Origin of the sequence: Marinicella marina (genome assembly GCF_030065545.1) — a bacterium.
Classification (GTDB): domain Bacteria; phylum Pseudomonadota; class Gammaproteobacteria; order Xanthomonadales; family Marinicellaceae; genus Marinicella; species Marinicella marina.
The window spans coordinates 21,507-48,068 of sequence record NZ_JASJNC010000002.1 but is presented as its reverse complement, the minus strand read 5'-3'; the positions used below and the strand labels follow the sequence as shown (position 1 = coordinate 48,068).

Genomic DNA, 26,562 nt, shown 5'->3' with positions numbered 1-26,562 from the left:
CTGTTACAATGTGAGCTCAGTCAGTCACCTTGCCAGTCCTTTTTTTATGTACCTTATTGTAAAACAAATACACATCATTTTGGTTATTATCAGTGTGTCATTGTTTCAGCTGCGCTATTGGCGATTCAAATACCCCAACCACAAACCGAGTCGACTGTATAAAATTGCACCGCACCTGATTGATACTTTATTGCTGACCAGCGGTGTCTTTTTGGCTTGGTTGGCTGGATTTTCACCATTTCATGTTGGCTGGTTTGGGATCAAACTGTTGGCCGTGCTGAGCTACATCATACTGGGCTTTGTGGCCATGAAAACCACTGGCGTCAAACAATGGTTGGCCTATGTCCTAGCCAGCTTTACGGTCTTGTATGTGATGTTGGTGGCCCACTTCAAGACACCCACACCACTGCCATGACCACAGCCAGAAAACACAACTACTTCCTGGGCATCGGCAGCAACCTTAACCGACGTCATAACATCCAATCATGTTTGCACTTTTTTCGTGCGTCATTTGCCTTGACTGAAGTTTCACCAGTCTATCGTTCTGCTGCTTTCGGCTTTGAAGGGCATGATTTTTTTAATTTGGTGATTAAAGTCAGCTCCGCATTCAAACCACATCAACTCAAACTTTGGCTACAACAACTGGAAGACAGGCATGGCCGGGATCGTTCCAAACCCCGTTACTCTGATCGCCAACTAGACATTGATTTGTTGCTGTGTGATGACTTAATCATCGATGATGGATTGGTGCAAATTCCACGCCGCGAAATCATTCACCGCAAATACGTATTAAAACCACTACAGGACCTGGCTCCCAATTTACTTCATCCCCAGGCACAAAAAAGGCTCACCGATTTGTGGCAAGCCTTGAGTCAATCTGACCAGACCAAGCTGGAGTTGGTCGATGAAAGCTTTACATCTCAACCACATTATCGCCTTTGATTTCACCTACTTTGGCAGAATCAGCGATGTACAATTTCACTTTTTTCTTAAAAATAAGATCTCCCTTAACCACCACATTTTCCCCAATGTGAATTTCAGGGACTTTCTTGTTGCTGTTGAACCAGCCGGATGATTTTTCTACGATGATATCGCCGTTGACCACCGTGCCCTCATCTAACTTGATGTTGCCATTGACGGTTTCAATATTACCATCCACTTCGGTGCCCATCGCGGTGATTTTGCCGTTGACTGTTTCCATGTAACTTTCAAGCACACAACCGCTACCAGCCGTGATTGAACCATTAACCGTTTCCGCATGGCCTTTGATCATACAGCTCGCGCCCAAATCGATTGAACCATTAACGGTTTCGGCATGATCTGCCACCACACCATCTTTGAATTTGATGCTACCATTGACCGTCTCGGCTTGACCAACAATGGCATTTTCACCGACTTTAATGGAACCATTGACGGTGTCTAAATTATCAACATGGGCTTTTGCACCAACGGTGATGCTGCCATTAACAGAATCATAATCTTTTTCCGGCGAAACCGTGCCTGCCGCTACTTTCTCGCTGCCGAAAACCCCTGCATTGGCAGTGATGGTGATTGCCAGTAATATAATTATTAAGTATTTCATATTTATCCTCTGATCGGTTATTTGTAGTTATAACGAACTGACTTCACAAATGTTACTGCTTGCTTGGGTATTTTTCTATTTTGTATTCACCCGGTTGCATCTGGCCCAATTCATAGGGACCGATTTGGGTGCGAACCAAACGCAAAACCGGTAAACCCACCGCTGCGCTCATGCGTCTGACTTGGCGGTTTTTACCTTGGTTGATGGTCAACATCATCCAGCTGGTTGGGATGTTTTGTCTGACTCGGATGGGTGGATTGCGCTTCCATAACCAAGCTGGTTTTTTCGCCAGTGTCTCAGCATGAAGTGCTCTGGCCACGTAGTCTTTGACTTTCACCCCTTGGCGTAACTGCTGTAAATGTTTGGCTTGTACACGACCCTCAACCTGAATCAAATAGCTTTTGTGGGTGTCGCTGCCTGCGACATGGTGCTGTATTTTTCCATCATTTGTTAACAGCATCAGCCCCTCAGAATCGTAGTCTAAACGACCGGCTGCATAAAACCCGGGTTCGTTGATATAGTGACCCAAATGCTGCCGACTCGCCGTATCAGTGAATTGTGATAGCACGTGATAAGGCTTATTAAATAACAGGATATTCTGGCTCAATGTCAATGCTGGGATTGTGATGTGATTCCATTGTATCAAAGCAAAACGCAGTATTCAGATTGTATTCAGTTTTATCTGATTAATATAACTAAAAAAACAGAACGCGTTTCAGCTTTGGGATTCAATCGCATGGGCAAAGTCAAAAGATACATCGCAGCAGCCCTGGTCGGCTCAGTCATCACCCTATCACTGGTGTTCTTTATGATTGCCCTAATTACTTTAGATGATAAAGAAGAACCGATACATAACATACTAACCACCCAGGTGAAAGTCAGTTCACCACCAGGCCTGGCGCCATCCAAAAAAATCAATTCAGAAAGTAAGCGCAAACACAACCAACTGCCATCCAAGCGCAAAGTCAAACTACCAATTGACCATAAAAAGTTACTCAGTAACATCAAAGCACAAGAAGCTGATGGCAACCAATCAGACCGATTCGCAGCGGCGGCCAACCAACAAAAACTGCTTGAATTGGGTAGTCAATCTCAGGCCAAAGTGGTTTTGGCTGGGCAGTTTAATGTCATAGGTCCTGACCCACAGTATCCTTATGAAGCTTTGGTAGCTGGACAAGAAGGCTGGGTAGAGGCGATGATTAAGGTTAAACAAGACGGTTCTGTTGATGACATCGAAATCATCGGCGCTGGCCCTGCAGGTATTTTTGAGATGGCTGTGGTTACCGCAGTTTTTGATTGGCAAGTGCAATACGACCGCATTGACCAAGCCCAAGTACAAAATGAATACTTCCATCGCTTCGAATTCAAGATTGCTGATTGATCTTCTACGAATATATTAGTAAATAAATTTGAACTAATCATATAGGCCAGAAGTCACACTCCTTACTAATAATAAAAAAGGAGCAATCACATGACAGCCAAAATAAGATTTTCAGTTTCTGCCATCATCGGATTTTTTATCACAGCAACATTGTTCATTGGTATGTTGAGTTTATTAAAACAGTCCAAAGCAATGCCGGTTGGAACTGATGCCAACATTAAATTTTCATTCGTGCAAGACTACAAAGCACCCGCTGAAGAACCCAAGCCAACTAAGACGCTCCCCGAACCCCAAAAAGTCAAACAACCACCTGCCGCACCTTCCATTGCTGTAGATATTGATCGTGCACCCGTTGTTGCCTTACCGATTGATGGAATTGGCAAAGACACCCCTGATTTGTTACCCGGTATTGGAATGCCTGGTTTGCCAGGTGCTGGAGGGGTTTACCGTGAAAACCAATCAGGAGGCATCAAAGCAGCCATCGCCCCCATGTACCCTCCTAATGAATTGATGAAAAAAACCGAAGGCTGGGTCAAGCTACAAATCACTGTCAATGAATTCGGCGGCGTCAGTGCCGTCAGTGTGATTGATGCACAACCTAAAAGGGTGTTCAATGCAGCGGCCACGAAAGCCATCAAAAAGTGGAAGTTTCATCCCAAGATGGTGGACGGTCAAGCGGTCTCTTTTATTGCCACCCAAACCATTGAATTCACCATTGATGAGTAATTGATTATTTTTTATCTGATCTTAGGTTTGGCATTGAATACTAAAAACATTTATTCTCAATGCCAAACCAGCCACCAACCGGCATTCATTGCCAATACCTTATTCTGGAGCGTACACATGAAAAATACTGCAAAACTAATTGTTATCACCACCATTGGAATTATCAGCACAAGCGCTTATACCGCGCCCTTAGAACAGAAAGTCGACCCTCAGAAAATCATGATCAATCAGGACGGTGGTGTTTTATCAGCTGTCAAACCACACTACCCCAAAAAAGCCCAACGAGAAAGCATCGAAGGTTGGGTTAAACTGGTCGTTGATGTCAACACTGCTGGCGAACTGGCTGAAGTAACAGTGGTCAGCGCCTATCCCAAACGAATTTTTGAGAAAGCCGCCGAACAGAGTTTACATGAATGGCAGTTCAAACAAAAGATGGTGAACGGACAAGCCGTGCCTTACCAATTGACTCAAACAATCGATTTTAAATTAATCAACTACACCATGAAAGATGGTCAAATTGTGATTGATGAGGAAAACCACAAGGAAGACCTATGACACCATAATGGATTGTGTGTCAGGACAAGGATGTCCTTTTCTCATCTATGACCGAGGGCGCTTAAGAGACCCAGCAAAAGGGCAATAACAACAACAGCAACAAAGGCAACAACAACACTTTCAGCATCAACAGCAACACCCCACCAATCATCGCAAAGATAAATAAGGGTATTGATATCAACAAACCCAATATCAAAATAAATGGACTGAAGATTAACACCGCCAACCAAAACACCAGCTTGATAACCAGTAACAGTATTAAAATGCCTATAAAAGCTTCAATCAATGCCTTTTCCTCAATGAACCAATAACTAAAATAGCAAGTTTCAGTCGGAAAAGTGAGTGCCAGAAGTCAGGTTTCAGCAAACTCCGATACCGATTTGGGTCTGGCCACATCCGAATGCAGCTCCCAGAAAAACTGATGTGAATCATACTGTAGGTAGTCAAGGTCGACACTGACCATGGAATTGGGGTCAGAAACATGGAATTTAGCCGGCGGATAGTCAGACAAGGGTTTTTCCTTGTGCTTCGCCTGGCTGGATTTAGCGGCAAAATAAGCGGTAAAATCATGCGCCAAATCAACTTGCATGGGATAACTCAAACGGTCATCCGGCATACACAGTTGATTGACTTCTAAAATGGTTTGCAGCCCTGAATCAGCTTCAATACCATAAGCAGTTTTGATGAAGTCGGCCACTTGTTGGTAAAACAATGACCAACCACCTGGCATGCTTTTGTCTTGGTTAAAAAATTTTACCGCCCAAGCAATTTGAGGGTAAAGATTGGGCTCTCTTTTGATTGCTTTTAACAGTTTTTGCAGAAAATCGATGCCTCGAATGTCATGTTCCCATTGTAAATATCGAATCACATACCGCAACAAAGAATAACCATCTGCCATGGTATAAATTTGATACATGGCTTTCATCATTTGCAAATCTTTCTCGGTAAAGCTGTAAGAAGCAATCACAAAATCCTTCTCATCGGTCTTGATTTGATATTTTTCAATGTACTCTGGATCAGCCATGGGGCTGTTCGGTAATAACTGGGTTGGATAGGCTTTGACCGACACATCCATGTCGATGTATTTCTGTAAATCATTGTTAAAGGCTTCGACCGTGATGCCCGGTAATCCGATCATCAAATCAGTTGAAAGCGGTAATTTCAGGTCATAAAAAACTTTGGTCAACTCATCATACTTTTCAGTTTTGATGTTTTTTCGATTGATCACTTCAAGGGTTTTTTCATCGGTGGTTTGAATCGATATGATACCTTGAGAGATGATGCCACCGGCGGTAAATATTTTGATAATTTCAACCAAACGCCAAGTTGAGTTTTTGGTGTAATTGACCACCACCTCTTGCGGGAATCCGTATTTTTCTTTGGTATCGACAATGAACTGCGACAATTCGATATCACGGTCATACAAACCAAAATTGGCATCCGCAATCCAGATCACCCTGACTTTGTTTTTGCCAATCCATTCAATTTCCTTTTTGACCCTATCTAAGTCAAATTTTCTTACCTTTTGATTGGTGGCTGAACCCCAATCACAAAAAGTACAACCAAACGGACAGCCGCGATTCGACTCAATGATGGCTGCTTCAACCCGACCGTCATACACATCAAATATGCCATCCAGATAAGGCGAAGGCACCGAATCAGGCGCTGCCATTCGTTGTCTTTTTGCGGTGCGGGTGATTCCACCAAACAGCTTGTCTCTGAAACTGACGCCAGTCACTTCTGACATGGCCTCTTGCTGATAGGTAACGTCACCTTCGTTGGAACGGTAAATTTCAGCAAAAATTTCAGTGATCGCGACTTCACCCTCACCCATCACCGCAATATCCACCGAAGGATGTGCTTGCATAAAATCTTGATTGGCTTGTTTGTACTCAGGTGTGCTGGGGCCGCCATGGATAGTCAGGTTTCGTTTGTCATGTGTTTTAACCGCTTGACTGACCTGTAGGTTAACATCCATTGACCACATGTAATTTGAGAACAACCACACCCCAGTTTTGAACTTTCGGTAAGGTCCGTTCAATAAATCATTGGGGTTGAGAAATGTGATGGGAATCAACTGAAACTTTTCCAGCAGCTCGCCATCATTGTGATTGGCTAACGCACTGTAAATGACGCCCAACGCCATCGGAAAGTGGTTTTCCATATGCGGCACAAAATAAACCGGGATGCGACCATCTGGTTTCAGGTCCTGCCAGCGCATGGTGGGTTGGGTAGGCTTGACCTCAGCGAACTGATTCAACTCCTCAACTTTTTTTCCGGCTTGTTTTTGTGGAATCAAAAATCCATGATGCAACAAAGTCGCCAGCACTTGCTGCGGCTCAGCACCGTGTAAAAAACCGCGCTCAGTCATGATTTTTTCATGGGCCTGGCCATCACCAAAAGCCAACATCAATATGACCCAAGCAACGGGCAGTTGATAACATTGATTATCTATCGCTGAGTACGCAAAAAAACCATCATCATGAATTGATACCGCAGCATGACTGCTCAAAGCCAGATTTTCGGGCAACGGTTTTTCTAGCTGTGCTGGCAATAATTCGATGGATTTTAATTTAAGCGCTGAATTGGGTTTTAAGCTGCGGTTAAAAATTCCGGCTTGTTTGAATTGTTCAATGCGATGCAAAACTGCTTGGCTTGCTGCATGAGGCAACCATTTTTTTACCCACTCATTGTCTATGAATTGATCTGCAGCCAACTGTGCATCAACATCATTGAAAAACAAGGACAACAACAACACATCAGGTTCGTGAATCATAAAAGGTTGGCTCACCCCTGAAATCTGTGAAATCATGGATTGGCCTTTGCGATTCAATAACAGGAAGTCTTGGTTCAGTTGCATACTTATGGGTTGGGTCAAATCCAATATTATAGCGACAATCGCACTTTCATCCCAACTATTATGGGCAGGAAGCTCTCAAAATTACCTCATTTAAGCAGTTTTGATATGGCTTTGAACTGGGGGTGCTCGGCGCTGTGCATCAGTTCAAATAAAATCATTTCTGTGCTGGCAATCTCAGCGCCAGCTTGTTGCATGTTGCTCAGGCCCAAAGCTTTGTTACTGGCCAGTCTGGATGAAACGGCTTGTTGGTTGAGCTTCACTTGGTAGTTATTGGCCAATAAATCCAAGGTGGTTTGGTAAACACACACATGTGTTTCTATGCCAGTAATGATGCATTGGGTTTTGCCACTGGCTTTTAACGCATCCAGATAACCATCAGCGCCACAGCCACTGAAAGTCATTTTTTCAAAGTACTCGGCATCACCTAAAAGTGCTTTGATGCTGTCTTTGGTGCCGCCCAAGCCTTTGGGGTATTGTTCAAACCAATGAATCGGAATCTCGAGTAAGGCGGCGGCTTTGAGCATGATTTTGAGGTGGTCAAATAAATCCTCTTTCTGATGCATCAGTTCAGCCAAACGGCCTTGCACATCTATCACCAATAAAGCACATTTTTCAATTTCAAATCTGTTCATGGTTATTTACTCAGTCGTTAGATACAGCAGTTGAGGACATTACCAAAAAAAACATCACTTAATCAGCTTTGCCATCGATGCTTTTTATTTGTCGCACCCAAGCCTGACTGGCTAATTGACTGGGCAGGCTTTGGCGCTGTGCGAGCGCTGCATCGCGACTGTCATACAAACCAGCCAAAACCACCCACCAATCAGCGCCATTGGCTGAGGTTTTGACGATTACATGTGGTGAATTTTGTAGGCCATTGTCGCTGATGAATGCATCCAATTGGTGCCGGTTTGAGGTGCCGATCACTTGGAAAGACCATTGCTCAGCATGGTTAAGTTGCCAGTCATTGAAATTGTTTTTATTGCCAGCAACGGCTGTCGCTGCTGGGCTTGCAATGGGTTTTGTTTGTTGTTCAACAGCTGCGATTGTTGGTTCTGGCTGTTGTTCGACAACAGTTTCACTGACAGTGGCGGTTTCAACCGTCACATCGCTATTGGGTTCGTTAGCTTCTGCCCTTGGGATAAAATCTTTGATTTGTTCATTGATGTTGACTTGGTTGTCAACCACTGGCGTCACAGGCTGCGCTGCACCAGGCGTGGGATTGTTGTTAAATGCTGCGGGCTGAGTCACAACTGCGGTATCATCGTTTTCTGTCACATCTGGTGGTTGTTTATTAACCAGCTGCATGGCTTTTTCTTGCGCCTTTTCTTGCTCATCAGCAGGCGCACATACCCATTGTTTTTTGGCTGCGATACAAACAATTTTATTTTCTGGCGGTGGCGTCTCCTCTTCTTCTTGTGCCCATGCCATCGATGTGAGCATTAAACTGAACAGCATGACAAGTGCATTGAAATGTTGTGTTGAAACTTGAAGTCTGGGCTGCTTTAGAATCATCTCGGTTTTCAGGTGTGGGTTAAACAACATTTTAGCGCAGCTGTTATTTCGGAATCTTTGATGTCTTCCGCAATAAATGCAGCGCCTAAACCTTTCATTAATATCAAGCGATGCTGATTATTGATTACTTTTTTATCTGCCTTCATCAGCTGCAACATACCATCACTTGTGACATCAGCATCCAGCTTAATTGGCAAATCAAAGGCTTGCAACAAGTTTTCCAGCATTTTTCGTATATCTGAATCACAGTGTCCTAACTGTTGTGATAATTCAGCTGCCATGACCATGCCCAATCCCACAGCCTCACCATGCAAATATTGATAATCAGTGATGGTCTCGATGGCATGCCCAAAAGTATGCCCCAGATTCAATAAAGCCCGCACTCCCTGTTCTTTCTCATCCTGCTCAACAATGTCTGCTTTGAATTGACAACATTGTGCAATCAGCTCCTGCAAGATCAATGGGTCACGTTGTTTGATGGATTCAACATGCTCGCTCAGCCAGCCAAAGAAATCAGGCTGATTGATGCCACCATACTTTATCGCCTCACCGATGCCTGCATTGAATTCTCTGGCTGGCAGCGTGTTCAAGGTATCGACATTGATAATCACTGCTTTGGGCTGATGAAAGGCGCCGATGAGGTTTTTCCCTTGGGGGTGATTGATACCTGTTTTGCCGCCCACTGACGCATCAATTTGCGACAACAAGGTGGTTGGCATTTGAATAAAATCTATACCGCGCATCCAACTGGCAGCAGCAAAGCCGGTCATGTCACAAATCACCCCACCTCCCAATGAGACCAGTAAATCAGAGCGATTGAACTGATGGGCGGCCAATTGATCTAAAATGTGTTGCCAACTGTTGATATTTTTATGCACTTCACCATCCTCAAGCACACAGGAAAATACCTTGTTCTCAGGAAACAACGCAACAACCTGTTTCAAGTACAAGGGTGCGACAGTGGTGTTGCTGACCAGCATGATTTTTCGCTTGGACACAACATTAGTCAATGCCTCCAAATTGAAGCGGTTGGCATCAATGATGATGGGGTAACTGTTGTCATTTAAAGTTATTTTGAGTGTTTGTGGGTTATTCATGACTGTTGTTTACTTTGGGTTTTTTCTCGTAAATAAGCGACTATTTTATTCGCCATGCCGTAAGAACTGGTACGACCACTGGCAAATGCCAAATCAGAGACTTCGTCATACAATGGATTCCTGACGCGAGCCAAATTCAACAATTTCTCACGTCTGCCTTTACCCTGCAACAAAGGCCTTTGTTTGTCACGTTTGAGTCGTTTGAGCTGGTGCTTGACTTCGGTTTTCAAATAGACCACTAAATTATCTGTGGCTTTCAGAATATCTCGGTTCTCCGGCGTCACAATGATGCCACCACCGGTTGCAATCACGGCATTATCAAGTGCCATCAGCTCTGCCAACATGGCTGTTTCTCTGGCCCTGAAACCAGCCTCTTTTTCAATTTCAAAAATCAAATTGATTGAAACACCCGTGCGTTTTTCCAACTCTTGGTCGACATCAACAAAACGCTTACCCAGCTTTTGGGCAATCTGTTTGCCCACTGTGGTCTTGCCGGCGCCCATGGGGCCGACCAAAACGATGCTGTTAGGAATGTGGTTGATGTTGGTCATATGGCGGTCATTCTATCACGATGTTTTGGCCCAGCAGGTGAGATTATCACCGCAGTTGTCCACAGAACTTATTCTTACAACAAGTGAGCGATTGATTGGGTGCGATCAGAAAAAACCCAATCATCCAACGCCAATTCAGCTTGCTTCTCTGGGTCTTCAGGGAACAATTCAATCACCGCAGCACGGCTGCCTTTTGTGATGCCATGACCGATGCCACCGCTGGCTTGGCTGCCGGCACTGAGCGCTTGTAACCACATCCAGGTGCCCACGTGAGGTTGTTTTTCATCACAACACACATTACGCTGCTGGTATTTCAACCGTTGTGAGTATTCCAACATTTTAAATTCTTGCTGCGGCTTTATTTCAATGTGTGAATCTGAGCCTATGGCCCATCGCCCCTCAGCCGCTTGGTAGGCTGGCATCGGAAAAATGCCATCACCCAAATTGGCTTCGGTCAACGGACACAGCACCGCAACAGCACCAGATTTTGCCAGCATGGACACCTCTTGTTCATCCAAATGAGTGGCGTGCACCAGCGCCCACCGTTTATCTACTTTAAAATGCTCAAACAACCAGGCCACCGGGCGTTGGCCCAAGTGTTTTAAGGTTTGTTCAACTTCTGCTTGTTGTTCTGCAATGTGGATGTGAACCGGTGCATCGTTTGGCAAAGCCTTCAGCACCTGCTGCATTTGTTGTTGATTGACTGCCCGCAAAGAATGAAAACAAATACCTAGCTGTTGCTGTGGCTGCAATTCTTTCTGCAGTTGTTTAAACAGGTTGATGTATTCTTTGGTGGATAACTCAAAACGCTTCTGTTCAGCCGATAACGGCCTTTCCCCAGCGCCAGCATAGGCATATAAAACCGGTAAAAAGGTGATGGGTAACCCCACCTCATCGGCCGCTTTGAGCAATGTTTTTGAGTGGGTCAAGAAATCTTGTGCATCCTCACGCGATCGATGGACGTAGTGAAATTCACAGACTGAGGCGTAACCCGCCTGACGCATTTCGGTGTAACAGGCTTTGGCCACAGCGTATAAGGTACTGGTATCTAAGCGGTTTGCCAACCGATACATCAAATCGCGCCACGACCAAAAATCATCGCCCTCACTGCTCCTGAACTCTGACAAACCAGCCATGGCTCGCTGGAACACATGCGAATGGGCGTTGGGCATGGCAGGAATCACATGTGTCATGGATTGATCGTTGTCTTGCGGTTTTGCATTCAGTTCAATCCGCTCAAAAATACTGTCCTTTACGGTCACCCGAACATGGCGATGCCAACCATCTGATAGCAGAGCGCTTTGTAAAAAATAACTGTTCATTGCTGTTTAAATTTCAGATAATGATTTAATCATAAAACTGTAGGACAAAGCAGGCACCAACACAATGAAAAAAAACTGTGATTTGCTGATTCATAACGCCCAAGTGATTACTTGTGCAGAAAATGGCCAACCCTATGGCCTGCTCGAAAACGGCGTGGTGGCCTGTGCTGGTGGAAAAATCATCGCCGTTGAAGCTGCTGGCAGCAGCGATGATTTTACCGCAGCCCAATGCATTGATGCCAAAGGCCAGGTATTGACACCGGCTTTGATTGACTGTCACACCCATTTGGTCTTTGCTGGCTCCAGAGCAGGTGAATTTGCACAGCGCTTGGCCGGTGTCAGCTACGAAGAAATTGCCCGCTCTGGTGGTGGCATTTTATCTACCGTTAAGGCAACGCGAAAAGCCAGCATGGATGCTTTGGTGTCATCGGCTTGTGAGCGCTTGGCTCACCTGAAGTCACAAGGTGTGATGACTGTTGAAATTAAATCAGGCTATGGTTTGGATTTTGACAACGAGATCAAAATGCTACAAGCCGCCAAGAGGGCCGCTGAGAAAATGCAAATGACGGTCCAAACCACCTTATTGGCCGCACATGCTGTACCTACTGAATACCAAGATGACCGCGCAGCTTATCTTAAAATGATTTGCCAAGAACTGATTCCATACGTTGCCAAAGAACAGTTGGCAGATGCCGTTGATGCCTTTTGTGAGGGCATCGGTTTTTCACCGGAGGAAACCCGCTTGGTTTTTGATGCCGCGGCACGTTGGGGCTTACCGGTAAAACTACATGCCGACCAACTTTCTGATTTAGGCGGGGCAGGCATGGTTGCTGAGTACGGCGGTTTATCAGCCGATCACGTCGAATACACCTCCATCGACAGCATCAAAAAAATGGCTACATCTGACACCGTTGCCACCCTATTGCCTTATGCTTTTTATGCCTTAAGCGAAACTCAATTACCGCCGATTGCAGCCTTCAGGAAACACGGTGTTGGAATGGCCATTGCTACCGATTGCAACCCCGGCACAGCGCCTACCACCAACCTTTTACAGTGCCTCCACATGGCTTGTACCCAATTCGGTTTAACCGTGGAGGAAGCCATTTTAGCCGTCACCATCAACGCCGCCAAAGCCTTGGGGCTTGATCACAACAAGGGCAGTATTGAAGTAGGCAAAGATGCCGAACTGGTGTTGTGGAACACCACTGAAGTGGCTGATTTAGTTTACTGGCAAGGTCAGCGGCAAGCACAACATTACCCTTGATAGCATGAAAACAACGACTTTCAGTATGATTAAGAAAACAACAACACTCCTTTTACTTTTGTTTGTAGCCATAACAACCCTCGCTGAATCATCCGTCTCATTTGATCGCACCGGCCAACTGCGCCTGCCTGATGCCGAACTGCTGAATAAAGCCAGGCATGCACACCAAGACAATCGCCCAGATGAGGCACTTGGTTACCTGCTGCAAGCCGCTCGCTTTGGCAGCAATCAGGCCAAAGCATCCGTAGCCCAGCACCTGCTAGAAGACCAAACTAAAGAGCACGATCAATGGCTTGATGCGCTGGCTTGGTTGCTGTTATTGCAACAAGAGAACACCGGCTATGACCCAGCCACATGTCATCGCATCATTGATTCGCTGAAACAAAAGCTGAGCAGCGAGGAGCTGGCAGCAGCAGAGCAAAAAACAACACTACTGCATCACACTTATGGTGCAGCCGCAGCTTTGCAGTATCGCCAAGATTGGCGACAGAATCTGCGCTTCACGGGCAGCCGCATCGCTGGATACATCCCCAATAACTTAACAGTTATACCGGTCGAAGACGGTCGTCCCGGAACCCTTACCATCAACCTCACCGGTCAACAAATTCGTCAACAGTTGGACGCATTTGTTAATACCTATCCAAACCACAACCAAGTGAAAAAGCAGACAATGATGGCTTTGATGAAGTTGTCCCAAACAAGTAAAAAGTGAGTTTTGATAGCCACCCCCTGATTGCACCGCACGCTGTGTATAATAAAATTAAATGAACAGCCCAATACAATCCGCTATAATCAGCGCTTCCAAACAATAAAAAAAGGGTCATTCATGGAAATCATTCCTTCAGCGGGTTTTTCTCTCGAGTCTTTGATGCGCGGTGCCATTGGTATGATTACCTTGGTGGCGATTGCTTATGCTTTCAGTAACAACCGCAAAGCGGTCAGTTGGAAAGTAGTTGGCATTGGCTTGGGCATGCAGTTGATTCTGGCCATCGGTGTGTTGTACGTACCCTTTGTAGGTGCCATTTTTGATGCGGTCGGTAAATTCTTTATTTTGATCATGGACTTCACCAAAGAGGGCACCAACTTCCTGTTCCGCTCCTTTGGTAAAGGTGAAATCGAGTCACCATTGATAACTTTTGCGGTGATGATTCTGCCCACCATCGTGTTTTTCTCTGCATTAACCTCGGTATTGTTTTACCTTGGAATCATTCAAAAAATTGTCAAAGGCCTGGCATGGTTATTGACCAAGGCCTTAAAAATTTCAGGCGCTGAAAGTTTATCTGTGGCCGGTAACATTTTCTTGGGCCAAACCGAAGCACCGCTTATGATCAAGAAATACTTAGAGGCCATGAATAAATCTGAAATACTGCTGGTGATGATTGGGGGTATGGCCACCGTAGCCGGTGGTGTACTGGCGGCATATGTCGGTTTCCTCGGTGGCGAGGATGAAGTGATGCGACAGTTCTACGCCAAGCACTTGCTGGCAGCTTCAGTGATGGCCGCACCTGGCGCCATCGTGGTGGCCAAAATCTTGATGCCACAAACCGAAGAGATCAACTCAAACATTGAAATCAGTCACGATGAAGTGGGCTCCAACGTACTGGATGCCTTGACCAACGGCACCACCGAAGGTTTGAAATTGGCTTTGAATGTGGGTGCGATGTTACTGGTGTTTTTCGCATTCTTGGCGATGATTAATTATTTCCTCGGCGCCATCGGTGGCTGGGTTGGCTTGAATGAAATCATTGCTGCCAGCACTGATTATGATGGCCTGTCTTTGGAGTTTTTACTGGGTTATTTGTTTGCACCGTTGATGTGGTTGATAGGCGTGGCGACTGAAGACATCACTTTATTGGGTCAGCTGTTAGGCGTGAAGATCATAGCCTCTGAGTTTGTTGGTTATGAAAACCTCGCCAACATGAAAAACACCGCCCAAGACGTGCACCTGATGTATGACAAATCCATCTTGATGGCCACTTATATGCTGTGTGGTTTTGCTAACTTCGCCTCCATCGGCATCCAAGTCGGCGGCATCGGCTCACTCGCCCCTGGGCAACGAAAAACCTTGTCAGAGTTCGGCATGAAAGCCCTGCTCGGCGGCACCCTCGCCTCCCTGTTTTCAGCGACCATGGCTGGGATGTTGGTGGGTTAAGTTCAATATGGTTTATCAGCTGAATGCGTCATCCTCGGGCTCGTCCCGAGGGTCCGATTGAGACTTAAGTGCAAAGCCCACTGTCTCACGTCATTATCGGGCATGACCGGATAGTTCAAGGGTATGAGTTATAAATATAATTCAAAAGTAAGATGGGCTCCGCCCATCATGATGAACTTTAAATTGAGGAGGAATTTTCAATTTTCAAAAAATGTTGTCCAATTTAATCACTCTAAGCCTTACAGGCAGTAATGTGATGGGCGAAGCCCTTCCTACATGACTTGTTTTTTAGTACCGATTTACAAAATTTTCTACCCAACTACTTTCTGCTTTTTGTGGGTTATTTAAGTACTCACCTATATCAGATTTCATACTTTTAAATATGGCAACACCTTCGCAAAGACTACCCATATAAACGGTATGAAAAAAAGAGCCATAGACCCCAACGGTGATTGAGAATGGTGCAACATCACCATTTTTCTCTAATGTGACCCTAGCCCCTAGAGAGTGTTCATAATCGTTGATAATTTCTCCACCTTCGCTACCAATCCTATTTTCACCTTTAATTTCCGACCACATTTCTATTCTCATGAGAAGCTTAAAGTTTATTATTATTGCATCAATGCCATCTATCAAGGTATTGGCTTGAATTCGTGCACGCTCAATTCAACGAGTTCATTGTCAGTCATCACTTTCTACACTTTTTAAGAATTTACTCCCAGCATCGTTAACAGGAGATGAGACAATAGGAGTGCCTTAGTGCATTAATTTATCGCTATAGGCAATCAATTTAATATAAATGTAATCTACCCCCTCTGCACTCTAAAAAAACAGCGCACTTTATTAAAATTCTGTGAAATGGTTATGATATTTAGATGACAGCTTTCATAAATGCTTGCAATTTATGCTGAGGTGGTTTGTAATTATATAAACCACTTGAGGAGAATTTAGTTATTCATAACCACCTTGGGTCGCATCAAACCCTCAGAACTGATGCATCGGGCATGCCACTGGAGTGGCTGAACAGCGAACAAGTCGCTAAACTCATGGCCCTGGACATGGTTCAATACCAGTTCGGCGCCACCATCACCCGCCTCCACGGCGGTATCAATGCCTTATCAGGCGATCAAAGCTACTTTGACATTCCTGCCATCATTGGCACCAAAGGCTATAACAACCACATCCACAAACAACTGGCTCAATACATTCCACCATTGAACAACCAAACCTTGTTTAAACGCGATCAGAACTTGTGTATGTACTGTGGCCAGGTGTTTCACCGCCACCAGTTATCACGTGATCATGTAACACCGGTATCACAAGGCGGTAAAGATTTATGGACCAATGTGGTCACCGCATGTAAACGCTGTAACAACCACAAAGCAGACCGCACGCCATTGCAGGCCAACATGCGCTTACTGGCGATACCTTTTGCACCAAATTATGCCGAATACATTTTCTTGCAAAACAAAAACATCATTGCCGATCAAATGAATTTCTTGATGAACCACTTCCCCAAGAAGTCGCCATTCAGAAAAATGATGGGCCAATGAAATAGGGCTGAGTCAACTACCAATTCAGCAAAATGTTATTGCTGACAGCTGGCCACTGCATCAGTATAGGCTTGATAGAGCTTTTGGCTGTTTTCTTGTGCTTGGCCCGGCTCTAACTTCAGTTGGTTGATTTCACCCAACCCATAAACGCCATCCGCCGTTAATTCATCAACCACACACATCGCTTGGTCGCGGTTCATGCCAGCGTTATAAACCATTACTTTCTTGATTGCAGCATCTTTGAATTTATTACCAGTAGTTAGTTCTGTGACCTCTTGTGCCTCTGTAACCGCAGCTTGTTCACTGCCACAAGCCGTTAAAAGAATAAGGCCCATACAGATAAAAATGATATTTTTCATGACGCTTCCATAAACAAAAACAGTATTCTAGCAGGTCTTATGAAATAAGTTTATCCCAAGCTTTGAATCAACTTCAAAACAATAAAGCGCCCATAACAAGGTTCCCTCTGCTATATTAATGTAACTTAAAAACCAGGCCTGATGATGCTAAAAAAATCCTTATTCTTGATGTTGTTCAGTTTTGCGCTTAACTGTCATGCCAACAGCAATTTTGCTGATCTTGAAAAACTGTTCAGCCAATGGCGTGCTTTTGAACTGGCACCATTACATAATTCGGCACCCGATTACCGCCAAGAAACATTTGCCAAGCGGCGACCACAATGGGCTGAGTTCAAAGCCCAATTACTCAGCTTTGACAAGTCTGACTGGTCCACTCCACAGCAGGTTGATTGGTTTGTTTTTCTGGCAGAGCTCAATGGTTACGACTTCAATGAGCGCATCCTCAGGCCTTGGCAACGCGACCCAGCTTTCTACAGTCAAGTATGGACCTATAAAAGTGATGTACCGGCACACGAAGGACCCACGCCGCATTATGTGACCGAGTTATGGACCTATGAATTCCCCCTCAGTGATGCTGAACAACAGCGTCTGACTCAAGATTTAAGTCGCATCAAGCCCTTTCATGCCCAAGGCAAGATCAACTTAACCGGTAATGCCAAAGAGCTGTGGGTGGCAGGCATACGAGACATCAAAGCCCAACACCAAGTACTGCTCGAGCTGGCTCCCAAACTCAAAGACACGGGTAATAAAAAACTGCTCGATACCCTCCAGCAAGCCACCGAATCAACGGCTGAATTTGCCCAGTGGCTGGAACAACAAAGTACCTCGAAAACTGGCCCATCCGGCTTGGGCGCTGAACAATATACTTGGTACCAACAACACGTCCACTTGCTGCCGATGACCTGGGAAGATGAAGTTCGCCTGTTACAAAGAGAACTCGATCGGGCTTGGTCCTCACTGAAACTTGAGGAGCACCGCAACCGCGATTTACCGCAACAGGTGGCCGCCAAAAATGCCGAAGAATATGATGCCTTGGCCAACCGATCAGCGGCTTATTTCCTGCAATGGTTGGATGAAAAAGAAATCGTCACAGTGGCTGATTATTTCAAACCGGCCTTGTATGCCAGACTGGGCAGCTTTGTGCCTGAAGCAACCCGTAATTTTTTCTACATCGGATCCCACTTTGACCCCACGCCACTGTATTCACACTTTTACCACTGGTTTGAGTTGGCCATCATGGAAAACGACCCCAACCCCAGAGCGGTAAGAACAGGTGCTTTACTCTATAACATCTTTGACAGCCGCAACGAAGGTACGGCCACTGCAGTTGAAGAAATTTTCATGCATGCAGGTTTGTATGACAACAACCCCCGCAGTCGTGAAATTGTTTACATTATGTTGGCCCAAAGGGCGGCCAGAGGCTTGGGGTCTTTATATGCCCACGCCAATCAGATGACCATGGAAAAAGCCGGTGAAATTCATATGAACTACACCCCAAGAGGTTGGATGAAAACTGAAAAAGAACTGCTGATCTTTGAACAGCATTTGTATTTGCGCCAACCAGGATACGGCACCAGTTATGTCACTGGCAAGGCTCTACTCGATCATGCCATGGCTGAGAAAGCCAGAATCGATGAAGAACAAGGCAAAGCCTTCAAACTCAAAAATTTCTTCGATGAACTGAACCGCATCGGCAGTGTTCCAATTGCCATGGGTACTTGGGAAATGACCGGTATCAAACCAGCCTTTTTGGATCAAGTTGAGGCTGAAGCCAGAAAATAAGACCACCCAGCCCAAACACAAAAGCGCCGCTGTTTAAAGCAAACAGCGGCGCAATCAGTAAGCAGTGTATCAATACTCCTCAAACTCGAACAACATGTCCGGGTTATTCCAACAACCAAACTGGCGGATGAAGCCACCGTCATCTGGACTGCCATACAAACACATGTTATTGGATACATTGCGCAGTCTGAATTGATCACCGCCCATGTCCTGAATATCAAACAAGGTGTCACTGGCAGCGCAACTGCCCATGGTCACTGGGTGGTAATTAACACTGTTCATTGGTTTGATACACAAGCCGGTGGTGGCAGATTGTAAGCGCACCTCATCGGGAGCTGCGGTAGCAATCACTGTAAATGCCATATAGGGGTCATTCCAGCACACCCAGTTGTGCATGCGCAAACCAGCCAAACCAGACGCAGTATAGGGATACATACAGCGACCAAAAGAAACGCTCTTGATGCGCACGTATTCACTCAAGTCACCCTGCGGCGGGTTCAACACACCTTTGGGTTGGTAGGTGAACTCATCATCACCCAACAAACGCGATCTGACCATACCCCGACAACCTGGTCGTTTGCCATAATACCTGACCCTAACTTTGTAAGTTTCCCCAACCTCAAATTCGCTGCTTGCATAGGTGTAATTGGTGCCGCTGGTATATTTCGGATCGCTCCAAAATAAATCACCCACACGGCGGTATTTGACTTTATAAAAGTGACCATCCCAACTGTCTTTACCGCCGGCCCATTCAATGATGCATTGTGCATCCCAGGTGACTTTAACGTTGTCATTGGTTTGTACTGTAGCCAGCACACTGGCGTTGGCAGAAAAGTGCCAACACAACAGCAGACCAGTCAGCCACAACATGATTGTTTTGTGTTTCATTTTTTGCTCCTGAAAATCGCCCAAAGCCTGACTTTGGGCGAGTTGGTTTTAATGATGAATTAACGGCGAGGACTGGTTTTTTCCCAGTAAGCATCCAACTCTTGCAAGCGCTCAAGTGGTCTGACAGATACTGGATTGTCTTGTCCGCCTGGACTCCATGGGAGTTCTAACTCACGTAATTCTTTAACTGCCACCATGGGTGGAATGGTGTAGCATTTTTTCAGTTTGAATTGCACCCCCTGTGCGGTGCTGTAAAGACTGGGAGCGGTGATGTAGTTATAAGGCGCATAGGCGTATACTTTGACCTGACCAGAGCCCGGCACACTGTAGCCACCAAAACCACCGCCGCCGCCGGCGAAACCACTGGCATACGTATGGGTAGCCATGAATGTGATGTGCATGTCTACATTACCTGTGACCCATGGTGGGATGTCAGCTGGTATGCTGCCGGGGTAATTGGCGATGATGCTTGATTCGCCCCAATTGACATCAGCGATTTGTACAATGGTACCTTGATGACACCATGGCACTGCGTGCGCCAACGATGCTGATAAGCCGGTGATCACCAGTGCAGCGGTGATGGATTTTTTTAAGTTGAATTTTTTCATGTTTATCTCCTCTCGAAAATTGTTTAAAGCAATACATTTCAGGGCAAGTACCCCCATTTTTCGCACCGCAGCGTCCCAATGAGACACAGCAGTTGACCCGACCCAGTTTGTGCCACGAGACAGTAAAAACCCAGTCAATTACCGGCACAAAATGGTTCATTTCTATTTGTTCCAATTTGTTCCAAAGATAAAACTGCCAGTCACAACACCCTTTGCTACAATGCCAAGAGCACTTTTTATGACCTTTTAAGTATTCATTACAGAACAATGACTTACGTCACATTTTTCCAATTTGTTCCAAAATTTTGTGGCCAATGACCACCACCAAGCAACACCAACACTTAGAATTAAAACAATTCATAATTCCGAGAAACAACATGCAAACCAAAGCGCTTTTTACACCGATTATCAAACCGACTTTATTGGCTTTAACCTTGGCTTTTTCATTACCGATGAGTTCGGTAATGGCTCATGATTTGGCCAACACCTCAGGCGCCACATGGGTGGCCAGTTATGATTTATCAGGGACTGAAATTTGGAATGGGTATTTTTTACCTGAATACCGCTTGTTGGCAGTGCCACGCGGCGAGGATCAGAGACAATATAAGTTCATCAATCACCCACCTTACAACAAACAAAACTTACCAGCACACCGCCAGGTTTGTGAACTCAGTGGTCGGCCTGATAATGATGCGCAGGACCGCTGTAAGGACGAGTTCCCACATGTACACATTGATGATTTTAAAATGGCTTTGAATTTAGCCAATGACATATGTGCCAGCTACGGCGCCTCAGTGGTGCCTCAATTCACCGGCCCAGGCACATTTGCCGGTTTCGATAACACACCAGCTTTATCACACCACTACCATTATGCCTTGGCCCAAGGCATTCAATTTGATTGTGTGGCATTGGCGGTTGAATAGGTTTTAGCTTATTTGACTGAGGTGCCATAAAAGTCTTTGATCATCTGCATCAAAGCTTCCAGTTTTTGATTCAACTGTGCCCGCTCTGTTTCGTTTAAAGCGGGCTCAGCCAGAACAAAATGCCCGGTCCTCACCACATTCCGCCAACGTGGCTTGGCTGGCATTTTCTGCATCGACAGATAGCGATCCAATGACCTGGTCCTGAGGGTGCCATTGTCGTTGGTTATGGTCCATACTTTACTTCGATCAGCTAACTCCAACAGCGTTTCCCCAGTGGTTTTTAACCACAGTTCGGTGGCATCAATCATCAGCCTGACCAATGCCTCATTGATTTGTTCTTGGGTCAATTCACTGTGCTCATCGCTGACTGCTGGCTGACTCGACAAGGACAACACCGCCAATTGGTTTTTGTGGTAATTGATGGTGGCAGTCAATGCAGCCTGTTGCCGGCGTTTTTTAATCATCAGATAAACCACCCAAGTACCCAATAACAGCAGCACCAAAAGCGACCACAAATAGCGGTTGTTCAGTGTTTGGATTTGGGCTTTTTGTTGCAGGTTTTCCACTTCACTGCGCATCAATTTGTTGTGGTTTTTCTCCAGCTCAATTTGATGTTGGATGGTTTTTAAGTCGCTGTTGTACTTGTTGCGCAAAAAAGCTTCTCGGGATTGGTTGTATTGCTGGGTGTAGTACAAAGCTTTGGTGACATCTTCATCGGTGTACAGCTGGCTCAACAGCAGTTGATTTTGACTGATTATGAGCGAACCATTTGGCGTGTTTTCTAGGTTATGCTCAACTTGATGTGCATAACTTAATGCCAGTTGCTGTTGTTTCAATTGGGCATACGACTCTGCCAGCAATTGCAGTATCTCCAGCGGCTGTTCGACGCCACTGTGATGATACAGGTGTTTGGCCTCCAATAACTTTTCCACCGCCAAATCGTGGCGCTCTAACTCGTTGTGTTGCTTGGCTTCAGTGATCAAGGCATTGGCACGGTCATGGTCATTGACGGTATTTTTTCCGTTCTGCGCCATTAAGCTCTGGTAATGAGTCGCTGTGGTCTCATCATTCACCATGCGATGAACCTCCATCAAACCTTCGTATACACTGTGCATGCGATTAAACACCCGCTGATCAAAATCCGTTGTTTGGGTGTAGGCTTGATAGGCAGCCAACGCTTCATTCAAAAAGCGAATGGCAGCATCATACTCCTCCAACTTGACATAAACATTGGCCACACTTTTAAGTGACAAGCCGATGGCATACCAATCATTTTGTTCACGGGTCAAATCTAAACTGGTGCGGTAATGGCTTAAGGCTTTTTTGTAATTTTCTTGCGCCGAGGCCGATATGCCCAAATCAATGTTGCTGTCTGAAATTTTACCGCTGTCATTCATGTCAATGGCTAACCTCAGTGCGTCGGTGAATAACTGCTCTGATGCCACAAAGGATTTCTGGTGGTGTAGCTCAATGGCTTTCATGCGTAACAATTTATAGCGTGACTCAGGTGCCAAAGGCAGCATAGGATGGCTCTCAGCACGCAGTAAAAACTGTTGATACAAGTCACCTTTTTCGGCTTGTCGGTAGGTATCCACCAAAGCAATAATCAAGTGCAGGGCCAATTGTTGGTCATTGGCTTGCTCGGCTTGAATGAGCTGTTGTTGACAGATGACTGCCGCCAACTCAAAATCTTCAGACCGTACGGTGTGGGTACACGACTCCAATGCACTTAACTGGATATTAGCCACAACAGTTTTTGTGTTCAAAAACAACGCAGCCCATAGCAGCACATACAGCCAACAACCCATACGCTTACCTGTATTCAAAACCCTCATTTTACTAAAGTTGACTGACATCACCCCACCTTTATAACCCATCGACCCAATAAGCAAAGTTTGGGGCCTTCGTAAACACCATGAGTGATTATAGTCACAAACTGTCTTTCAGTCTGCCGAATGGTTCTCAATTCAGCAAACTGTAGCCTCTACAACTTGCTCTATTTCATCCAATTCACCCGACTTGTTGCCAAGCCCTCAAACCATTTGTTTTGCTTAACCCGCCAAGGTGGGAATTGACGGTTATTACCGGCTGTATAGATGACTAAGCGGTGCCCGTCAGGATCATACAATTCAGCTTCTCGCCACAGCCACTTTTGATCGGTGGCTGCTGCGGTGAACTGGATGCCTTTGTGCTTGAGTGTGGCACATGTTCTGTCGACATCATTGACTTCAAAGTAAACCGTGGTTGAACTGCTTGGAGCCTCATCACAGTGGCTGATTGAGAAGGTACTTGTGCCCACCGGACAAGCCAAGCGCACATAGCGAGGGGCGGCATCAACAATCAGCACTAAACCCAGTTTTTGATAAAAGTTGAGTGCGCGGTTGACATGGGTTGAATGTAAGGTGATTTGGTTCAAATCCATAGCGTACTCCTATGCGTTGCGTTGGTCAGGTAAATCAGAGGCGTACTCGGTGAATTCAACTTCAAATCCATCGGCATCAAGGAAGTAAATGTTTTTTCTAAAGTCAGCATCAGCGCCAGGTTTGTGCACAGCATAACCCGCAGCAACCAATCGATGTATCAAAGCTTCTAAGTTATCCACCGCAAAAGCGATGTGCGCCAAGCCCACACTGTGACCACTCAAATCACGGTTTTCACCCTCACCAAAATCGCTGATTGCCAGGTACTGATAATCATCACCAAAGTGCACCCAACGTCGTGATTTACCGTACCATTGGCCGCCGCCTTCTGCCCTGATTTTCCAATGAGGAAATGCCGCTTGATAAAAAGCCAATGACTTTTCGATGTTTTTGCCAACCAAGTTGACGTGCTCTAAACGAACCATATTTTTACTCCTGTGTGATTGCTTATTTCAATTCATGCACCGATAATAAAACCTCAGGTTAACTTGAGGTCAAGCACCATGACAAAGAAAGTAAAAACAAGGAAAATCAAACCAGCCAATCTGGCTGTTGGCGATGTCGCCAAACGCAGCGGGGTAAGTGTGGCAACTTTGCATTTCTATGAAGAGAAAGACTTGATTCACTCGGTTAGAAATGCGGGAAACCAAAGGCGCTATACCAAAGATGTGTTGCGGCGCATTGCGGTGATAAAAGCGGCACAACAAGTGGGCATCAGTTTAAAAAACATCAAACAAGCGATGTCTTTTCTGCCCACCAAACATGCCCCTGATAAAGGTGATTGGCAAAAACTATCTAAACAATGGAATGATGAACTGAACCAAAAAATTCAACAACTCTCGGCCCTGCGGGACCACTTAAGCAGCTGCATTGGCTGTGGCTGTTTATCACTCAAAGCCTGCCCGCTTTACAACCCCAATGACGAATTAGGCGAGCAACAAGCAGGTGCGGTTTTGTTGCAACAGAAAGCCCAGTGAACTGACATTAAACAATCAACTTTCAAGCAGTTTTTTTGCATTTCACATAAATTCGATAAAAATAAATAATCAAAGTTATCGGCAAAGTGATGTAAGCAAAAACACTCAAAAACAGCACCATGAAGTAGGCCTTGTCTGAGGCTGTTTCTGGAGATGTCGCGTTACCTGCCATGATTTCAAACACCGCGTGTTCAAGATTGAGCGCAGACAGCGCCACCAAAATAGCGCTCAATGGCAACAGCATCGCAACCACCCAATCCAGACCCTCCAAGCCGGCAACCGTGTGCAAGAAAAAACCATACAGCGCGACGCGCCAAGATGCCACCAAAGTCAAAGCCCATGCATTGATACTTTGGGCTTGTTCCATAGGCACATATTGTTCAAGTGGAATGGCATACAGGATGGCTGGTAATGAAGTCAAACCAACAAAAATCAAAACTGTTTGGTATGACCAATTGTTGGGTTTTAACGGCCAAATCAGAACAAACAACAGACTGGAAAGAAAGAACATGTAAAGCACCGAGCCCAAACCCAGAAGCTGCCACCAATCGGCAGATGGACTGTCCCAATAACGGCCCATACCCACCACCCAAGTGATGATCAGCACATAAATGAGGTAAGCATAAAAATCAGTGGCTAAGGTCGGCCTGATGCGATGGAATAACAGCAAGCGCATTTGTTCTTTGAGAATTGTGGTCAGCCGATTAACCATCAATTAAAACTCACTGTGAAAATTTCAATTGAATATCGAAGACAGCGCCTCAAGCACACCGCCTACAACCTCCATCAATCCATCAAAAAAGACCTCAAAAAAACCCACAACCATTTCTAAAAATCCATCGCCAGCAACCACCGCGGGAATGCCCAAGCCCAAAACAGCAGATGTCATCAACGCCGAGTTGTATAGATTAACTCCAGCAAAAAACATATAAATACCTGCACCCAAAAACACAAATGATGCCACCGCAGACAACAAGCGCAAACCTGCTGATCTTTCCTTTCTTCGACTCATAACTTGACTCCTGTTAAACGAATTATATTATACCAAATCAATTGGTATCCGACTGTTGCTCATCTACCAAACGCTGTTGCAAGCGTTTGGCAACGGTTTGGGCATATTGTTCACACCCAGCTGAATTCACTAAGCCGGTGCCACCCAATAACTTATCTCGCATGCCACTGGCAGATGGGTGGGGGGCTAAAATGATGTCACATTCAAGCTGACCCAATTGATGCAAGCCCTGTTGGTACGATTTAACGTATTCAGGATGGTCGCTGAAGCGGTAAGCATCAGCGCTGATGGGTGATAAACTATCGGCGTATACTATGTGCAGGCACTCACTTGCTTGACATGATTGCCATTGCCAGCTCAATGCCCCTGGGCTGTGTCCAGGCGTATCAATGGGAGTCAAGGTGATAGAACCCAAAACCAAATCCTTACCCGCTTGCACCTGCCCATCAACCTGCGCGGCAGGAAATGGTTGATGCATCCCAGACTGAGGGTCATTGTTTGCTGATATTCCGCTTTGTAATACCGGGGCTGCCGCTTGAGATGCCAGCAGTTTGGCGTTGGTTAGTTGTTGTAATTGAGCCATGCCACCGACATGATCAAAATGCTCATGACTGTGCAGTAACCATTTTATATCATTCAGTTTAAAGCCCAAACTTTGAATGTTATCAATCACCACATCAGCACCTGCTTGTGTTCCAGAATCAATCAAAATATGACCTGCATCAGCGGTAATTAGGATGGCTGAAATACCACATGTTCCAACATAATAGGTGTTGGCATGAACTTGAAATGGTGGACCTGGCTTATCCCAGTCATCCCACTTTGTGCAGGTCTCAGCCCACATTGCTTGAGCCATTTTTTGATGTTGATGCGGGGTACTGCTGCAAGCGAATAAAATCAATGAGCTGGTGATAAAAAGGAACAAGAACCTCAAGTGTTTGATTGACATGTGACTTTTGAATTAATCAGATGTATCGATTAAATCACAAGCACACCCCACGAGCAAATGAATTGTTGTGTTCACGCTTATATTGC

At 45.4% G+C, this 26,562-nt stretch carries 31 protein-coding genes; 12 read left to right on the top strand and 19 right to left on the bottom strand.

The genetic code is table 11. From position 1 onward, the window contains the following. The first annotated feature begins 46 nt into the window (after positions 1 to 46). Positions 47 to 415, top strand: coding sequence for a SirB2 family protein (locus QNI24_RS02905; protein ID WP_267174784.1), 369 nt, complete (start codon positions 47 to 49; stop codon positions 413 to 415). Continuing rightward, the gene (gene folK / locus QNI24_RS02900; RefSeq protein WP_267174783.1) at positions 412 to 942 is read left to right on the top strand and encodes a 2-amino-4-hydroxy-6-hydroxymethyldihydropteridine diphosphokinase; all 531 of its coding nucleotides are present in this window, start codon (positions 412 to 414) and stop codon (positions 940 to 942) included. The genes QNI24_RS02905 and folK overlap by 4 nt, the downstream gene beginning before the upstream one ends. Here the strand turns inward: folK and QNI24_RS02895 are convergent. Further along, positions 914 to 1,582, bottom strand: a complete 669-nt coding sequence (locus QNI24_RS02895; RefSeq protein WP_267174782.1) for a hypothetical protein — start codon at positions 1,580 to 1,582, stop codon at positions 914 to 916. The genes folK and QNI24_RS02895 overlap by 29 nt on opposite strands. Positions 1,583 to 1,634: 52 nt before the next feature. Then, positions 1,635 to 2,189 (bottom strand): pseudouridine synthase, encoded by a 555-nt coding sequence (locus QNI24_RS02890; RefSeq protein WP_267174781.1) that lies wholly within the window; start codon positions 2,187 to 2,189, stop codon positions 1,635 to 1,637. Positions 2,190 to 2,318: 129 nt separating this feature from the next. Between QNI24_RS02890 and QNI24_RS02885 the strand changes: the two genes are divergently transcribed. The 3 genes from QNI24_RS02885 to QNI24_RS02875 all read left to right on the top strand — a co-directional run bounded on the left by QNI24_RS02885 (position 2,319) and on the right by QNI24_RS02875 (position 4,244). Continuing rightward, complete coding sequence (locus QNI24_RS02885) at positions 2,319 to 2,963, top strand: TonB family protein (protein ID WP_283708485.1); 645 nt, start codon at positions 2,319 to 2,321, stop codon at positions 2,961 to 2,963. Positions 2,964 to 3,053: 90 nt separating this feature from the next. Then, positions 3,054 to 3,689 (top strand): energy transducer TonB, encoded by a 636-nt coding sequence (locus QNI24_RS02880; RefSeq protein ID WP_267174778.1) that lies wholly within the window; start codon positions 3,054 to 3,056, stop codon positions 3,687 to 3,689. Between the two features lie 117 nt (positions 3,690 to 3,806). Beyond that, positions 3,807 to 4,244, top strand: a complete 438-nt coding sequence (locus QNI24_RS02875; RefSeq protein WP_267174777.1) for an energy transducer TonB — start codon at positions 3,807 to 3,809, stop codon at positions 4,242 to 4,244. A gap of 61 nt (positions 4,245 to 4,305) precedes the next feature. Here QNI24_RS02875 and QNI24_RS02870 read toward each other — a convergent pair whose 3' ends face one another. The 7 genes from QNI24_RS02870 to hutF all read right to left on the bottom strand — a co-directional run bounded on the left by QNI24_RS02870 (position 4,306) and on the right by hutF (position 11,589). Next, on the bottom strand, positions 4,306 to 4,530 hold the full coding sequence (locus tag QNI24_RS02870) for a hypothetical protein (protein WP_267174776.1): 225 nt from the start codon (positions 4,528 to 4,530) through the stop codon (positions 4,306 to 4,308). A 66-nt stretch (positions 4,531 to 4,596) separates the two neighbouring features. After that, positions 4,597 to 7,104 (bottom strand): B12-binding domain-containing radical SAM protein, encoded by a 2,508-nt coding sequence (locus tag QNI24_RS02865; protein WP_267174775.1) that lies wholly within the window; start codon positions 7,102 to 7,104, stop codon positions 4,597 to 4,599. A gap of 86 nt (positions 7,105 to 7,190) precedes the next feature. Next, positions 7,191 to 7,736: an isochorismatase family protein gene (locus tag QNI24_RS02860; protein WP_267174774.1), complete on the bottom strand. Its 546-nt coding sequence runs from the start codon at positions 7,734 to 7,736 to the stop codon at positions 7,191 to 7,193. 58 nt (positions 7,737 to 7,794) lie between these two features. After that, on the bottom strand, positions 7,795 to 8,562 hold the full coding sequence (locus QNI24_RS02855) for an SPOR domain-containing protein (RefSeq protein WP_283708484.1): 768 nt from the start codon (positions 8,560 to 8,562) through the stop codon (positions 7,795 to 7,797). Positions 8,563 to 8,627: 65 nt separating this feature from the next. Further along, positions 8,628 to 9,716 carry a 3-dehydroquinate synthase gene (aroB, locus tag QNI24_RS02850; protein WP_267174772.1) on the bottom strand — a complete coding sequence of 363 codons (1,089 nt, stop codon included), beginning with the start codon at positions 9,714 to 9,716 and terminating at the stop codon, positions 8,628 to 8,630. Beyond that, on the bottom strand, positions 9,713 to 10,267 hold the full coding sequence (locus QNI24_RS02845) for a shikimate kinase (protein WP_267174771.1): 555 nt from the start codon (positions 10,265 to 10,267) through the stop codon (positions 9,713 to 9,715). The genes aroB and QNI24_RS02845 overlap by 4 nt, the downstream gene beginning before the upstream one ends. Positions 10,268 to 10,341: 74 nt before the next feature. Next, a complete protein-coding gene (gene hutF / locus QNI24_RS02840) occupies positions 10,342 to 11,589 on the bottom strand; it encodes a formimidoylglutamate deiminase (RefSeq protein WP_267174770.1) in 1,248 nt (415 codons plus the stop codon). A gap of 64 nt (positions 11,590 to 11,653) precedes the next feature. Between hutF and hutI the strand changes: the two genes are divergently transcribed. From hutI to QNI24_RS02825, 3 genes are all read left to right on the top strand, one after another. Then, on the top strand, positions 11,654 to 12,853 hold the full coding sequence (gene hutI, locus QNI24_RS02835) for an imidazolonepropionase (RefSeq protein WP_267174769.1): 1,200 nt from the start codon (positions 11,654 to 11,656) through the stop codon (positions 12,851 to 12,853). A gap of 4 nt (positions 12,854 to 12,857) precedes the next feature. Then, positions 12,858 to 13,565, top strand: coding sequence for a hypothetical protein (locus tag QNI24_RS02830; RefSeq protein WP_267174768.1), 708 nt, complete (start codon positions 12,858 to 12,860; stop codon positions 13,563 to 13,565). A gap of 114 nt (positions 13,566 to 13,679) precedes the next feature. Further along, positions 13,680 to 15,005: a NupC/NupG family nucleoside CNT transporter gene (locus QNI24_RS02825; RefSeq protein WP_267174767.1), complete on the top strand. Its 1,326-nt coding sequence runs from the start codon at positions 13,680 to 13,682 to the stop codon at positions 15,003 to 15,005. Between the two features lie 288 nt (positions 15,006 to 15,293). On the opposite strand, the gene QNI24_RS02820 is transcribed toward QNI24_RS02825, so the two are convergent. After that, a complete protein-coding gene (locus QNI24_RS02820) occupies positions 15,294 to 15,641 on the bottom strand; it encodes a hypothetical protein (protein WP_267174766.1) in 348 nt (115 codons plus the stop codon). 368 nt (positions 15,642 to 16,009) lie between these two features. On the opposite strand from QNI24_RS02820, the gene QNI24_RS02815 reads away from it, so the two are divergent. Continuing rightward, positions 16,010 to 16,558, top strand: coding sequence for an HNH endonuclease (locus tag QNI24_RS02815; RefSeq protein ID WP_267174765.1), 549 nt, complete (start codon positions 16,010 to 16,012; stop codon positions 16,556 to 16,558). A 35-nt stretch (positions 16,559 to 16,593) separates the two neighbouring features. On the opposite strand, the gene QNI24_RS02810 is transcribed toward QNI24_RS02815, so the two are convergent. Beyond that, positions 16,594 to 16,917 (bottom strand): hypothetical protein, encoded by a 324-nt coding sequence (locus QNI24_RS02810; RefSeq protein WP_267174764.1) that lies wholly within the window; start codon positions 16,915 to 16,917, stop codon positions 16,594 to 16,596. Positions 16,918 to 17,061: 144 nt separating this feature from the next. Here QNI24_RS02810 and QNI24_RS02805 point away from each other — a divergent pair, with 144 nt between their 5' ends. After that, positions 17,062 to 18,699, top strand: a complete 1,638-nt coding sequence (locus QNI24_RS02805) for a DUF885 domain-containing protein (RefSeq protein WP_283708483.1) — start codon at positions 17,062 to 17,064, stop codon at positions 18,697 to 18,699. 69 nt (positions 18,700 to 18,768) lie between these two features. Here QNI24_RS02805 and QNI24_RS02800 read toward each other — a convergent pair whose 3' ends face one another. Then, a complete protein-coding gene (locus QNI24_RS02800; RefSeq protein WP_267174762.1) occupies positions 18,769 to 19,587 on the bottom strand; it encodes an RICIN domain-containing protein in 819 nt (272 codons plus the stop codon). A 59-nt stretch (positions 19,588 to 19,646) separates the two neighbouring features. Further along, positions 19,647 to 20,195 (bottom strand): hypothetical protein, encoded by a 549-nt coding sequence (locus tag QNI24_RS02795; protein WP_267174761.1) that lies wholly within the window; start codon positions 20,193 to 20,195, stop codon positions 19,647 to 19,649. A 377-nt stretch (positions 20,196 to 20,572) separates the two neighbouring features. Here QNI24_RS02795 and QNI24_RS02790 point away from each other — a divergent pair, with 377 nt between their 5' ends. Next, positions 20,573 to 21,118 (top strand): hypothetical protein, encoded by a 546-nt coding sequence (locus tag QNI24_RS02790; RefSeq protein WP_283708482.1) that lies wholly within the window; start codon positions 20,573 to 20,575, stop codon positions 21,116 to 21,118. Between the two features lie 8 nt (positions 21,119 to 21,126). Here QNI24_RS02790 and QNI24_RS02785 read toward each other — a convergent pair whose 3' ends face one another. The 3 genes from QNI24_RS02785 to QNI24_RS02775 all read right to left on the bottom strand — a co-directional run bounded on the left by QNI24_RS02785 (position 21,127) and on the right by QNI24_RS02775 (position 23,963). Then, on the bottom strand, positions 21,127 to 22,974 hold the full coding sequence (locus QNI24_RS02785) for a tetratricopeptide repeat protein (RefSeq protein ID WP_267174759.1): 1,848 nt from the start codon (positions 22,972 to 22,974) through the stop codon (positions 21,127 to 21,129). A gap of 140 nt (positions 22,975 to 23,114) precedes the next feature. Next, positions 23,115 to 23,540, bottom strand: coding sequence for a VOC family protein (locus tag QNI24_RS02780; RefSeq protein ID WP_267174758.1), 426 nt, complete (start codon positions 23,538 to 23,540; stop codon positions 23,115 to 23,117). Positions 23,541 to 23,549: 9 nt separating this feature from the next. Next, entirely contained in the window at positions 23,550 to 23,963 is a 414-nt protein-coding gene (locus tag QNI24_RS02775) for a VOC family protein (protein ID WP_267174757.1), read from the bottom strand. Between the two features lie 78 nt (positions 23,964 to 24,041). Here QNI24_RS02775 and soxR point away from each other — a divergent pair, with 78 nt between their 5' ends. Further along, positions 24,042 to 24,515, top strand: coding sequence for a redox-sensitive transcriptional activator SoxR (gene soxR, locus QNI24_RS02770; RefSeq protein WP_267174756.1), 474 nt, complete (start codon positions 24,042 to 24,044; stop codon positions 24,513 to 24,515). A 22-nt stretch (positions 24,516 to 24,537) separates the two neighbouring features. Here the strand turns inward: soxR and QNI24_RS02765 are convergent, their stop codons facing one another. From QNI24_RS02765 to bla, 3 genes are read right to left on the bottom strand one after another with little or no spacing between them, the layout of a single operon-like run. Beyond that, positions 24,538 to 25,227 carry a hypothetical protein gene (locus QNI24_RS02765; protein WP_267174755.1) on the bottom strand — a complete coding sequence of 230 codons (690 nt, stop codon included), beginning with the start codon at positions 25,225 to 25,227 and terminating at the stop codon, positions 24,538 to 24,540. A gap of 24 nt (positions 25,228 to 25,251) precedes the next feature. Then, a complete protein-coding gene (locus QNI24_RS02760; RefSeq protein WP_267174754.1) occupies positions 25,252 to 25,527 on the bottom strand; it encodes a hypothetical protein in 276 nt (91 codons plus the stop codon). A 37-nt stretch (positions 25,528 to 25,564) separates the two neighbouring features. After that, positions 25,565 to 26,476, bottom strand: a complete 912-nt coding sequence (bla, locus tag QNI24_RS02755; RefSeq protein WP_267174753.1) for a subclass B3 metallo-beta-lactamase — start codon at positions 26,474 to 26,476, stop codon at positions 25,565 to 25,567. Positions 26,477 to 26,562 lie beyond the last annotated feature (86 nt).

Coding starts and splice junctions, on each gene's coding strand:
- QNI24_RS02905 (WP_267174784.1), top strand. CDS start 47: ATGTACCTTATTGTAAAACAAATACACATCATTTTGGTTATTATCAGT.
- folK (WP_267174783.1), top strand. CDS start 412: ATGACCACAGCCAGAAAACACAACTACTTCCTGGGCATCGGCAGCAAC.
- QNI24_RS02895 (WP_267174782.1), bottom strand. CDS start 1,582: ATGAAATACTTAATAATTATATTACTGGCAATCACCATCACTGCCAAT.
- QNI24_RS02885 (WP_283708485.1), top strand. CDS start 2,319: ATGGGCAAAGTCAAAAGATACATCGCAGCAGCCCTGGTCGGCTCAGTC.
- QNI24_RS02880 (WP_267174778.1), top strand. CDS start 3,054: ATGACAGCCAAAATAAGATTTTCAGTTTCTGCCATCATCGGATTTTTT.
- QNI24_RS02875 (WP_267174777.1), top strand. CDS start 3,807: ATGAAAAATACTGCAAAACTAATTGTTATCACCACCATTGGAATTATC.
- QNI24_RS02865 (WP_267174775.1), bottom strand. CDS start 7,104: ATGCAACTGAACCAAGACTTCCTGTTATTGAATCGCAAAGGCCAATCC.
- QNI24_RS02860 (WP_267174774.1), bottom strand. CDS start 7,736: ATGAACAGATTTGAAATTGAAAAATGTGCTTTATTGGTGATAGATGTG.
- QNI24_RS02855 (WP_283708484.1), bottom strand. CDS start 8,562: ATGCTGTTCAGTTTAATGCTCACATCGATGGCATGGGCACAAGAAGAA.
- aroB (WP_267174772.1), bottom strand. CDS start 9,716: ATGAATAACCCACAAACACTCAAAATAACTTTAAATGACAACAGTTAC.
- QNI24_RS02845 (WP_267174771.1), bottom strand. CDS start 10,267: ATGACCAACATCAACCACATTCCTAACAGCATCGTTTTGGTCGGCCCC.
- hutF (WP_267174770.1), bottom strand. CDS start 11,589: ATGAACAGTTATTTTTTACAAAGCGCTCTGCTATCAGATGGTTGGCAT.
- hutI (WP_267174769.1), top strand. CDS start 11,654: ATGAAAAAAAACTGTGATTTGCTGATTCATAACGCCCAAGTGATTACT.
- QNI24_RS02830 (WP_267174768.1), top strand. CDS start 12,858: ATGAAAACAACGACTTTCAGTATGATTAAGAAAACAACAACACTCCTT.
- QNI24_RS02825 (WP_267174767.1), top strand. CDS start 13,680: ATGGAAATCATTCCTTCAGCGGGTTTTTCTCTCGAGTCTTTGATGCGC.
- QNI24_RS02815 (WP_267174765.1), top strand. CDS start 16,010: ATGCCACTGGAGTGGCTGAACAGCGAACAAGTCGCTAAACTCATGGCC.
- QNI24_RS02810 (WP_267174764.1), bottom strand. CDS start 16,917: ATGAAAAATATCATTTTTATCTGTATGGGCCTTATTCTTTTAACGGCT.
- QNI24_RS02805 (WP_283708483.1), top strand. CDS start 17,062: ATGCTAAAAAAATCCTTATTCTTGATGTTGTTCAGTTTTGCGCTTAAC.
- QNI24_RS02800 (WP_267174762.1), bottom strand. CDS start 19,587: ATGAAACACAAAACAATCATGTTGTGGCTGACTGGTCTGCTGTTGTGT.
- QNI24_RS02795 (WP_267174761.1), bottom strand. CDS start 20,195: ATGAAAAAATTCAACTTAAAAAAATCCATCACCGCTGCACTGGTGATC.
- QNI24_RS02790 (WP_283708482.1), top strand. CDS start 20,573: ATGCAAACCAAAGCGCTTTTTACACCGATTATCAAACCGACTTTATTG.
- QNI24_RS02785 (WP_267174759.1), bottom strand. CDS start 22,974: ATGTCAGTCAACTTTAGTAAAATGAGGGTTTTGAATACAGGTAAGCGT.
- QNI24_RS02780 (WP_267174758.1), bottom strand. CDS start 23,540: ATGGATTTGAACCAAATCACCTTACATTCAACCCATGTCAACCGCGCA.
- QNI24_RS02775 (WP_267174757.1), bottom strand. CDS start 23,963: ATGGTTCGTTTAGAGCACGTCAACTTGGTTGGCAAAAACATCGAAAAG.
- soxR (WP_267174756.1), top strand. CDS start 24,042: ATGACAAAGAAAGTAAAAACAAGGAAAATCAAACCAGCCAATCTGGCT.
- QNI24_RS02765 (WP_267174755.1), bottom strand. CDS start 25,227: ATGGTTAATCGGCTGACCACAATTCTCAAAGAACAAATGCGCTTGCTG.
- QNI24_RS02760 (WP_267174754.1), bottom strand. CDS start 25,527: ATGAGTCGAAGAAAGGAAAGATCAGCAGGTTTGCGCTTGTTGTCTGCG.
- bla (WP_267174753.1), bottom strand. CDS start 26,476: ATGTCAATCAAACACTTGAGGTTCTTGTTCCTTTTTATCACCAGCTCA.